The sequence below is a fragment of the Phocaeicola sp. RTP21359st1_B8_RTP21360_211022 genome (genome assembly GCF_040911965.1).
In the GTDB taxonomy this organism is placed as follows: Bacteria; Bacteroidota; Bacteroidia; order Bacteroidales; family Bacteroidaceae; genus Phocaeicola; species Phocaeicola vulgatus.
The window spans coordinates 16,861-28,020 of sequence record NZ_JBDFXP010000056.1; the positions used below are offsets into that span (position 1 = coordinate 16,861).

Genomic DNA, 11,160 nt, shown 5'->3' on the forward strand with positions numbered 1-11,160 from the left:
AAATGTCACTGATTAAACAAATATTAAGAATTGCATAAGGGATATTTGTTATAATTGTCTTGTCTTTGTGTTTTCCATTTATGTTTGGGATGGTAAATGAAAAGCTCAATGGATTGGAAAATACCATTGAGCTTTTATGATATAAATACTTTACATATAGTACTATCTATCTTGCTAATAGTTGGTTTATGTATGCTTTAATGCGCTTCAAGCCAGTTGCTTCCCCAACCGCAGTCTGCGCGTAAAGGTACTTGCATACGGTAGGCATTTTCCATCTCTTCAATCACAATCTTCTGTACTTTTTCCTTTTCTTCGGGTAGAACGCTGAAATTTAACTCATCATGTACCTGAAGTATCATTTTGGACTTTATACTTTCAGATTGAAAGCGCTGGTATATGCGTACCATAGCTACCTTGATAATATCGGCTGCACTTCCCTGGATAGGAGCATTGATGGCATTCCGTTCGGCATATCCGCGCACAACCGAATTTCTGGAATTGATATCCGGAAGATATCGTTTACGGCCGAATATGGTTTCAATATATCCTTGTCCGCGGGCAAGGTCAATGCTTTTGTCCATATATTCCTTTATTTGGGGATAAGTTTCGAAGTAGCCGTCTATTAGTTCTTTTGCCTCTTTGCGGTCTACATTCATACGTTCTGCCAGTCCGAATACGCTGATGCCGTAGATGATACCGAAATTAGCTGTTTTTGCTTTACTGCGTTGTTCGCGGGTAACTTTGTCTATACTTATCTTATATACTTTTGCTGCGGTGGCGGCATGAATGTCATCTCCTTCCTTGAAAGCCTCTATCATATTGGCATCTCCGCTAAGGTGTGCCATAATGCGTAGCTCAATCTGTGAATAGTCGGCGGAGAAAAATTCGCAGCCATCATCGGGGATGAAAGCCTTACGGATTTCCTTGCCGTCTTCGTTGCGGATAGGGATGTTCTGAAGGTTCGGGTTGCTGGAACTGAGCCGGCCGGTAGCAGTGACCGTTTGATTGAACGAAGTATGAATTTTACCTGTTTCTTTATTAATCAATAGGGGCAGAGCATCAATATAAGTACCGAGAAGCTTCTTCAGACCGCGGTGTTCCAATATCTTGCCTACTATTTCGTGTTTTCCTCGCAGACTTTCCAATACTTCTTCACTGGTGACATATTGTCCGGTTTTGGTTTTCTTGGCCTTCTCCACGATGCGCAGTTTGTCAAAAAGCACTTCACCTACCTGTTTGGGTGAAGCTATGTTGAAATCCGTACCTGCCAGTTGGTGCACTTCTTCTTCTATTTGGTTCATGCGGGCGGTGAAATGTTCCGAGGTCTGTTTTAAGGCTTCAGTGTCTACACGTACACCGTTGCGTTCCATATAAGCAAGTACGGGTACCAGGGGCATTTCTATTTCGTAGAAGAGTTTTTCCGCATCGTTGGTTTTCAATTCCTGTTCCAAGATGTTTTTCAATTTCAGTGTGACATCAGCATCCTCGCATGCGTACTTATAGATAGCTTCGGGGGAGAGGTCGCGCATATTCTTTTGACCTTTGCCTTTAGGACCAATCAGTTCTTCGATGTGGATAGTCTGATAATGCAGGTAGATTTCGGCAAGGTAGTCCATGTTGTGACGCAATTCCGGTTGTAGTACATAATGTGCCACCATGGTATCGAACAGGGGACCGCGCACTTCGGTTCCGTAGTTGCCCAGTACCAGCATATCGTATTTTATATTTTGCCCTACTTTCAATACTCCTTCTTTTTCGAAAGCCGGCCGGAACTCATTAACTATTTTTTGCGCTTCAGCCCGATCGGCAGGTACAGGAACATAAAATGCTTGATTTTCGGCATAGCTGAAGCTCATTCCCACGAGTTCTGCGGTGATGGGATCGGTTCCTGTTGTTTCTGTGTCTAGACTGAAAATTTCTTTTGTAAGTAAGTCTTGTAATAATTCAGTTCTTTTCTCTTCTGTATCAACGAGTTGATAGTCGTATTTTAAATTATCTAAACATGCTAGATTCGAATATTTCTCACTTTCCGTCCCTCCGTCGGTAAATTCTGCAAAGAGATTGCCTTGAGGAGAAGACGGGGAAGCGGGTGATTCACCGTTCGAAGCTGGTTCGCCGAAAAGGGAGAGTTGTCCCGAACCGTTCGGCGTATTTCCCTGCCGGGCGCTTCCTCCCGGTGTACGGTTTCGTCCTTGCGGGTCGTTTCCGGTCGCATCGGTGTATGTTCCGGCGAAGGCGGATTTCTTGTCTCGGTTGAAAACGCGGTCGATGAGGGTACGGAACTCCATCTCTTCAAAAATCTTCCGTAGTTCCTCTTCATTCGGTTCTTCTCTTTTCAGTTCGTCCATGTTCAAAGCGATGGGGACATCAATCTTGATAGTTGCCAGAAACTTGGAGAACTCAATCATTTTCCGGTTAGTTTCCACTTTGGTCTTCAAGGCTCCTTTCAGTTCGGCAGAGTGGGAGAGGAGGTTCTCGATGCTGCCATATTGCGCGATTAACTTTTGTGCTGTTTTCTCGCCCACGCCCGGACAACCGGGAATGTTGTCGGAACTATCGCCCATCAGTCCCAGCATATCAATGACTTGTGCGGGTGACTGGATATCGAACTTTGCCTTTACCTCTTCTATTCCCATCACTTCAAAACCGCCTGTATGCTTGGGACGGTACATGAAGACATTTCCGCCCACCAGTTGGCCATAGTCTTTGTCCGGTGTCATCATATAAGTAGTGATCCCCCGTTTGCCGGCTTCGGTGGCCAGTGTACCGATCACGTCATCGGCCTCGTATCCCGGTACTTCCAGAATAGGAATACGGTAGGCCCGTATAATATCCTTTATAATGGGTACGGACAAACGGATTACTTCGGGTGTTTCTTCACGTTGTGCCTTATACTGTTCATAGGCTTCGTGCCGGAAGGTGGGACCGGCGGGATCAAATGCCACACCGATGTGCGTAGGATTTTCTTTCTTCAAGACCTCTTCCAGTGTATTGACAAATCCCAGTACGGCTGAAGTGTTGAAACCCTTGGAGTTAATACGCGGGCTTTTGATGAAAGCGTAATACGCACGGTATATTAATGCATAAGCATCTAATAGAAAAAGTTTGTCCATTCTTAAAAATCTTTAGTTTTTTCATTGTAAAAGTACAAAAAAATACCGTATTCCGTCTTTTATTACTACTTTTGTGCACAAATTAACCTGCATGGACAAATTACAGCAAATCAAATTGCCTATTGACAAGGAGTTTGAGGAATTTAGAAGGTTGTTTGACTCTTCGCTCCAAAGTTCCAATTCTTTACTTAGTGAGGTGTTATCCTATATTAAGCAGAGAAATGGCAAGATGATGCGTCCCATATTGGCGTTGTTGATTGCTAAATTATTCGGTGAAATCAATGATTCTACGCTTCATGCGGCTCTTTCATTGGAGTTGCTCCATACGGCCAGCCTGGTGCACGATGATGTGGTGGATGAGAGTGACAAGCGCCGTGGGCAGTCTTCGGTAAATGCTATCTATAATAATAAGGTGTCGGTTCTGGTAGGCGACTATATGCTGGCAACCAGCCTGAAGCATTCTGCCATGACCCGCGAGATTACAATTGTAGATTTGGTGGCTTGTTTGGGACAGAACTTATCTGAAGGCGAGATTATTCAATTGGCGAATATTAATGCTTCTGAGTTCTCGGAAGAAGTGTATTATGATGTCATTCGTAAAAAGACGGCTGCATTGTTTACTGCCAGTGCGGAAGCGGGGGCTATTTCGGTGCATGCATCCGATGAAATGGTGAAAAATGCTCGTCTGTTTGGCGAAATGATTGGTATTGCTTTCCAGATAAAGGATGATATTTTCGACTATTATTCTTCTGATGAGATAGGTAAACCTACCGGGAACGATATGCGTGAAGGGAAGCTGACATTGCCGGCTTTGTATGTGTTGAATATGTTTGATGATGAGGAGATGCGGAAACTGGCGCTACGTATCCGGGCATTAGACGCTTCGGATGAAGATATTGCCCGTTTCATCGAATATACTAAGGTGAAGGGAGGGATAGAGTATGCCAGGCAGGCAATGGTGGATTATCGTAATAAAGCGTTGGCTTTACTTCCACAATCAGCCGGTCAAGCTGTAAAAGATGCTTTGACTGCTTATATTGATTATGTGATTGAAAGAGATAAATAGTACGATTGTTGAAGATATGTACTTCAAAAAGTTCGGGCGTAGTCCTTTATACAATAAGGATCACGCCCGAACTTTTTGAGGTACGCCTTTCTTTGGTAGAAGGTTTACCTTTAAAATAACCGGAATAGATAAAGCTCATTCCGGTCACTTTAAATGTGGTTGTTATTTAAATAGTGAAACAGTTCTTTGTTTAGAAGAACTTGGTTTCTTGACCTACAATTTCTGAGAGAAGCAGATTGGTCAGGCGGCTTGTTCCTAAGCGGAATAACTCGTTTGTCAGCCATTCTTCACCTAACACTTCTTTTACAATGGTATAGTAAACCAAAGCATCGTGTACGGTATTAATTCCTCCGGCGGGTTTGAATCCTACTTTGCGGCCTGTTGTCATATAGTATTCTTTGATAGCCTCGCACATCACCAAGGCAGCTTCAGGAGTAGCGGCGGGGTTTTCCTTTCCGGTAGAGGTCTTGATGAAATCGGCTCCGGAATACATCGATAGAATGGACGCTTTTTTGATGTTGGATGCGCTTCCCAGTGCTCCGGTTTCCAAGATCACTTTCAGGTGATGCTCACCACATACAGCTTTTAATTCTTCTATTTCATCACACATTCCTTCGTAATCCCCACTCAGGAACTTGCCTACCGGGATAACGATATCTATCTCATCGGCTCCGGTATGGAGAGCCATGGCTGTTTCGGCTACCTTTACTTCGGTAAAGGTTTGCGAGGAGGGGAAACCGCCCGATACACAGGCTATGTTTACATGATCTGCTTCCAAGGTGTCGTTGACTACTTCTGCCATATTAGGATATACACAGATTGCGGCTACATTGTCCAGATCGGGGTACTTGTCAACAAATTCATTTACTTTTCCGGTGAATTTCATTACACTTTCATCTGAATCAGTACACTTTAAAGTGGTTAGGTCAATGCAATGGAACAGGAATTTCTTTACGTCCGGTGTATTGTTTTCTGCTACATGTTTTTCGATGAGTAGGGCAGTTTTCGCTTTTACATCCTCATCGTGCAAACGGATGTTATACTTGGCAAGTGCTTCTTCGTACTTGCTGTGCTCAGGTCCATGATCGTGGTCATGACGATGTTCATGTCCACCTTCGAATTCGTGATTATGTTCCATAATTCTTTATAATTTGGGATTGTTTTTATGTCTGTCTTTATCTCTATTTGTTTTCTTCTCCAAGTTTTGACGGAAGGCTTCGGTCAGGTTTACTCCGGTCTGGTTGGCCAGACAGATAAGGACCCACAGTACATCTGCCATTTCATCGGCAAGGTTGTCTTTCTCTCCTTGCTTGAAAGACTGATCTCCGTATTTGCGTGCCATCACACGTGCCAGTTCGCCTACTTCCTCGGTCAGAACGGCCATATTGGTCAGTTCGCTGAAGTAACGTACACCATACGTTTTAATCCAGCGGTCCACTTCTTTTTGTGCTTCTTCCAGTGTCATTATTCCTTGTTTTTGGTGTCCATACATATAGTAACAGGACCGTTGTTCAGAAGTTCAACTTTCATGTCTGCTCCGAATTCTCCGGTTCCTACTTCTTTGCCCAGACCGATGCTCAGTTCTTGGCAGAAATAATTGTAGAGGGGGATGGCTACATCGTGCTTTGCAGCACGGATATAGGAGGGACGGTTGCCTTTTTTTGTAGATGCGTGTAGTGTGAATTGGCTGATCACCAATATGTTGCCTCCTACCTCTAGGATAGATTTATTCATGACTCCATTTTCATCGTCAAAGACTCTCAGTCCTATTATTTTTTTGCATAACCAGTCGGCATCTTCTTGTGTATCAGCTTCTTCAATGCCAACCAATATCATGAATCCTTCTTTTATCGCCGATTTGCATACGCCTTCTATGGTAACAGAGGCGTGGCTTACTCGTTGAATAACTACTCTCATATTTATATTCTTTAATTTCTTGTTAGAAAAATTCTAGTTGTTTATCGGTAATGTCTCCGCTTCTACAATGGACAATATGTTGCCGGCTTCTTGCCTGGACTGATACGAGGCAGAGCATGTCCCTGTAGTAGATGTATGCAAAGGTAGGAAATCCCTTTTATTCTGTGAGATTTTCTTTGATATTTTTAGCGGCTGCTTCACCTACCACGGCCGCAATCTCTTCCAGTGAGGCTTGCCTGATGCGGCTGACGCTTTTGAATGTTTTCAGCAGGGCGGTCTTTCTTTTTTCGCCTATTCCCTTGATATTGTCCAAGGCGGACGCCACCTGACTCTTGCTTCGTTTGTCCCGGTGGAAGGTGATGGCGAAGCGGTGTACCTCGTTCTGTATGTTTTCCAACAGATGGAACAAGGGAGTGCTTTGCTTCACACCGATGGTCAGCGGAGGGAATCCGTATAACAATTCCGAGGTACGGTGCTTGCGGTCTTTGGCCAGTCCGGCTATGGGGATATCCAGATGAAGTTCGTCCTCTATCACTTCTCTCACCACTTCCATTTGCCCCTTTCCACCGTCGGTAATGATGAGGTCGGGCAGGGGGGAACCTTCCTCTATGGCACGGCTATACCGGCGGCGTACCACCTCTTTCATCGAGGCGTAATCGTCGGGTCCGGTCACAGTCTTGATGATGTATTTCCGGTACTCCTTCTTGCTTGGTTTCGCCTTTTTGAAAACGACGCAGGCGGCCACCGCGTCCGAGCCTTGAATATTGGAATTATCGAAACATTCGATGTGGTTCGGTAGTTTTTTCATGTGCAGCTGCTCCTGGATTTCTTTCATCAGACGGACGCTTCTTTGTTCAGGATTCAACTTTTCCGCCTGTTTCAAGCGGTCCACTTTATACTGTTTCACGTTCATTACGGAAAGATCCAGCAAATGCTTCTTTTCTCCTCGTTGGGGAACGGTAAAGGATACATTGTTCATCTCCATATCCAGTTCAAAAGGTACGATGATTTCGCGGGAAGTGCTCTTATATCGTTCACGCATCTCAATAATGCCCAATTGTAGAAGTTCTTCTTTCGTTTCGTTCAGACGTTTCTTGTATTCGAAGGTGAAGGCTTGGTTGATGCATCCGTTTGTGATATGCAGATAGTTGATATAGGCTGAATTTTCTTCCATTTCAATGGAGAACACATCCACATTATGAATGATGGAATTAACGACTTCGCTCTTGGAACGATAGTTTTCTATCAAGTCATATTTCTCTTTTATTTTCTGTGCTTCCTCAAATTTCATTTCGGCAGCAAGCGCTTGCATCTCTTCCATCAGCAGGTCACTTACAATCTGGGTATCTCCTTTCAGAATATTTTTGATTTCACCGATATTCTTCATGTATTCCTCGTGTGACTGCTGCCCGATGCAGGGCCCTTTGCAGTTCTTTATGTGATATTCCAGACATACGTTGAACTTGCCGGCGCGAATGTTTTCGGGACTTAGATTGAGTTTGCAGGTACGGATGGGGTAGAGCTTTTTGATCAAGTCCATCACGGCAAGCATGGAGGGCATGTGACTGTACGGACCATAATAAGAGGACCCGTTGCGGATGACTTGCCGGGTTTTGAAGATACGTGGGAAATATTCGTTGCTTACACAAATAGAGGGGTAAGTCTTGTCATCTTTCAGCAATACATTGTAACGTGGCTTGTATTTCTTTATCAGGTTGTTTTCGAGTAAAAGGGCGTCTTCTTCTGTTTTTACCACGATATAACGGATATCTGCAATTTTGCTGACCAGCAATCGTGTCTTGCCGTTGGGGTGTTCTCTATTAAAATAAGAAGAGACTCTGCGCTTCAGGTTTTTTGCCTTTCCAACGTAGATAATGGTTCCTTCGGAGTTCAAGTATTGGTAAATGCCGGGGCTGTCGGGCAGGTTTAGTACAATTCCTTTCAGATAATCATTGGTTGTAATCTCTTCTTTTTCCATACATGCTTATTGAATATTGCCGGTTGGCAGAACTGTTTCTTGAGTTGATGTTGCAACCGCAACATCCTATATCTTTCGGTTGTAACATTATATATCTTCAAGCTGTAACATTATATATCTTACAGCCTGAAGATATATATCTTTCGGTTTCATCGTCCATCTCATTCCATAGATCTCTTTTTATTGTGAACGATGATGGGGCCCGTTTTGACGGACATGTTGTGTGACACTATAAAGTAAGCAGTGTATCCACCGTGATATCTTCGGGGAATGCCTTTCTGCCGTTCAGACCTCCCAGTTCGATAATGAAATTGATGAAAATCTTTTTGGCGCCACATCTTTGTACCAAGCGATGAGTGGCCGCCATGGTTCCGCCGGTAGCCAATAAATCATCGTGCAGCAGAACCACGTCGTTCTCATCGATGGCGTCTTTATGTATCTGAATGGTGTCGGTTCCATACTCTTTTGCGTATGTTTCCTCTACTACTTCTGCGGGAAGTTTGCCCGGCTTGCGTGCCATCACGAATCCGGCACCTAACCGTGCCGCCAGCGCACCACCCATAATGAAGCCACGCGATTCAATACCTACTACTTTGGTGATGCCTTTGTCCTTGTACATCTCGTATAGAGTATCTAGTATTTCCTGCAAGCATTCGGGGTTTTTGAACAGGGTTGTCACATCGTAAAACAGAATTCCCGGAATGGGGAAATCTGGAATTTCTCTTAAGTTTGCTTTAAGCGTTTCTTTGCTCATAACCAGTATTTTATTGTTTGTCTATTAAATTACTTGTTTCACGTGAAACATACCTTGTTTCACCGTCCCAGCAGGACTAGTAAGACATTGATGTCGCTAGGAGAGATACCCGGTATGCGGCTGGCTTGGGCCAAAGTTTCGGGATCTATCTTCATCAGTTTCTGCCGGGCTTCGGTAGAGAGCGAATTCAATGAGTTGTAATCGAACTTGCCTTTGATGCGGATGGCTTCCAGACGATGTATCTTGTCGGCGATCATTCGTTCGCGGTCAATGTATCCTTGGTATTTGATCAGCACTTCGGCAGCTTCAATCACTTCTTCTTTACGGTCGGTAATTTGGTCCAGCATGGCTTTGAAAGCCGGAATGTGGCCGGCTATATTTTCGATGGTAATCTGTGGACGGTTCAGCAGGTCGATTAGTTTGCAGCCGTGTGTCAGACGGGCAGTACCCAAACTTTCCAAAGCATCATTGATTAATGCGGCTTTGATGGAGAAGGTTTTGGCAAAGTCGATGATTTGGTTCACGGCTTCCCGTTTGCTGCAAAGATGTTCGTAACGGTCTTGTTTTACCAGTCCCAGCTTGTAGGCGCGTTCGGTAAGGCGCATATCTGCATCGTCTTGTCGGAGCAGGATGCGGTATTCGGCACGGGAGGTGAACATACGATAAGGTTCGTCCACACCTTTTGTAACCAGATCGTCAATCAAGACACCGATGTAGGCCTCGTCCCGTCCCAGTGTGAACGGTTCGCCACCGTGGCAATTGATGTGTGCGTTGATGCCGGCAATGATTCCCTGTCCGCCTGCTTCTTCGTAACCGGTAGTTCCGTTTACTTGTCCGGCAAGGAACAGGTTCTTGATTATTTTCGATTCCAACGTATGTTTCAGTTGGGTGGGGTCGAAGTAATCATATTCGATGGCGTATCCCGGACGATAGACTACCAAGTCCTTAAATGCGGGTACTTTCTTTAATGCCGCCAACTGTATGTCCATGGGCAGTGAAGAAGAGAACCCGTTCAGGTAAAGTTCCTGTGTGGTTTCTCCTTCGGGTTCCAGGAAAAGCTGATGTTGCGGCTTGTCGGGGAAGGTTACGATTTTGGTTTCTATACTGGGACAATAACGCGGTCCGATGCTTTGGATTTGTCCGTTGAAAAGGGGAGAGTCGGGCAGACCTTTCCGTAGTATCTCGTGTACCTCTTCGTTGGTAAAGCAGGTCCAGCATTGCAGTTGTTTCAGTTTGCGCGGTTCGCTCATGAACGAAAAGCGATGGAAGTCGTTTTCTCCGTCCTGTGTTTCCATCAGGTCGTAGTGTACGCTGCGCCCGTCTATGCGGACAGGCGTACCGGTCTTCATGCGTCCGGCGGTGATTCCGTGGCGGGTGATTGATTCGGTCAGATGGTAGGAGGCAGGTTCGGCCATGCGTCCTCCTGCCAGTTGTTTATGCCCGATGTGCATCAGTCCGTTCAGGAAGGTTCCTGCGGTGAGCACGATACATTTAGCATGGAAAGTCACTCCCCAGCAAGTCATGACTCCAGTCGCTTCGCCGTTTTCCACGATTAGTTCTTCTACGGTATCTTGCCAAATGTGCAGATTGGGAGTATTCTCCAGAATCTCGCGCCATGCCCAGATAAACTTGCCGCGGTCACATTGGGCGCGGGGGCTCCACATAGCGGGACCTTTGGAGCGGTTGAGCATACGGAACTGTATGGCTGTACGGTCTGTAACCAGTCCCATGTAGCCACCTAATGCGTCTATCTCTCTTACGATTTGTCCCTTGGCGATGCCACCTACGGCAGGGTTACAACTCATTTGCCCGATTTTGTTCATATCCATGGTAATCAGGCAGGTCTTCGAACCCATGTTGGCTGCGGCCGCGGCTGCTTCACAGCCTGCGTGTCCGGCGCCTATTACAATAACGTCGTACTTAAAATCCATTGATTTATTTCTTTTTACCGATTGCAAAATTACGAATTTTACTCTGTAAAGCGGTGATAATACGGTTAAAAAGAATGTGTGGCGGCAGAAATCTGTTTCTGCCGCCACATCATACAAACGCTATTCTTAAAGTAAACGCAGCAAGAAAAAGCAAGGTTGATGATAATACAGCAAAAATGCAGTCTATTAAGCAGTTAGGTGTTTAACTCATAATACTGCATAAGCTGAAAAAGGAGGTCCGCTAAAAGCTGCGAAAGACTTCAGTTCCCATATCGTTACTGATATAACAGGAACAAGAAACGGCACAACAGATTCTATTTCAGCAATTTGCACAGTTTTTCATACCTGAGGACAACTCGCTTGATATTAACTTTGTAACGATCAAAAAAGTATGAAAACGA

At 44.9% G+C, this 11,160-nt stretch carries 8 protein-coding genes; 1 reads left to right on the forward strand and 7 read right to left on the reverse strand.

Annotated features, from left to right (window positions below):
• Positions 1 to 197: 197 nt before the first annotated feature.
• Entirely contained in the window at positions 198 to 3,113 is a 2,916-nt protein-coding gene (polA, locus tag AB5062_RS20060) for a DNA polymerase I (protein ID WP_368326946.1), read from the reverse strand.
• Between the two features lie 91 nt (positions 3,114 to 3,204).
• On the opposite strand from polA, the gene AB5062_RS20065 reads away from it, so the two are divergent.
• Positions 3,205 to 4,179, forward strand: coding sequence for a polyprenyl synthetase family protein (locus tag AB5062_RS20065; RefSeq protein ID WP_005843928.1), 975 nt, complete (start codon positions 3,205 to 3,207; stop codon positions 4,177 to 4,179).
• Positions 4,180 to 4,369: 190 nt separating this feature from the next.
• Here AB5062_RS20065 and deoC read toward each other — a convergent pair whose 3' ends face one another.
• From deoC to mnmG, 6 genes are all read right to left on the reverse strand, one after another.
• Complete coding sequence (deoC, locus tag AB5062_RS20070) at positions 4,370 to 5,317, reverse strand: deoxyribose-phosphate aldolase (protein ID WP_368326947.1); 948 nt, start codon at positions 5,315 to 5,317, stop codon at positions 4,370 to 4,372.
• Between the two features lie 6 nt (positions 5,318 to 5,323).
• Positions 5,324 to 5,644: a nucleotide pyrophosphohydrolase gene (locus tag AB5062_RS20075; protein WP_008666433.1), complete on the reverse strand. Its 321-nt coding sequence runs from the start codon at positions 5,642 to 5,644 to the stop codon at positions 5,324 to 5,326.
• Positions 5,644 to 6,096 (reverse strand): D-aminoacyl-tRNA deacylase, encoded by a 453-nt coding sequence (dtd, locus tag AB5062_RS20080; RefSeq protein WP_005843922.1) that lies wholly within the window; start codon positions 6,094 to 6,096, stop codon positions 5,644 to 5,646. The genes AB5062_RS20075 and dtd overlap by 1 nt, the downstream gene beginning before the upstream one ends.
• Before the next feature lie 157 nt (positions 6,097 to 6,253).
• Positions 6,254 to 8,074 (reverse strand): excinuclease ABC subunit UvrC, encoded by a 1,821-nt coding sequence (gene uvrC / locus AB5062_RS20085; RefSeq protein WP_011965089.1) that lies wholly within the window; start codon positions 8,072 to 8,074, stop codon positions 6,254 to 6,256.
• 229 nt (positions 8,075 to 8,303) lie between these two features.
• On the reverse strand, positions 8,304 to 8,828 hold the full coding sequence (locus tag AB5062_RS20090; protein ID WP_005843916.1) for an adenine phosphoribosyltransferase: 525 nt from the start codon (positions 8,826 to 8,828) through the stop codon (positions 8,304 to 8,306).
• A gap of 59 nt (positions 8,829 to 8,887) precedes the next feature.
• Positions 8,888 to 10,759: a tRNA uridine-5-carboxymethylaminomethyl(34) synthesis enzyme MnmG gene (mnmG, locus tag AB5062_RS20095; RefSeq protein ID WP_005843914.1), complete on the reverse strand. Its 1,872-nt coding sequence runs from the start codon at positions 10,757 to 10,759 to the stop codon at positions 8,888 to 8,890.
• Positions 10,760 to 11,160 lie beyond the last annotated feature (401 nt).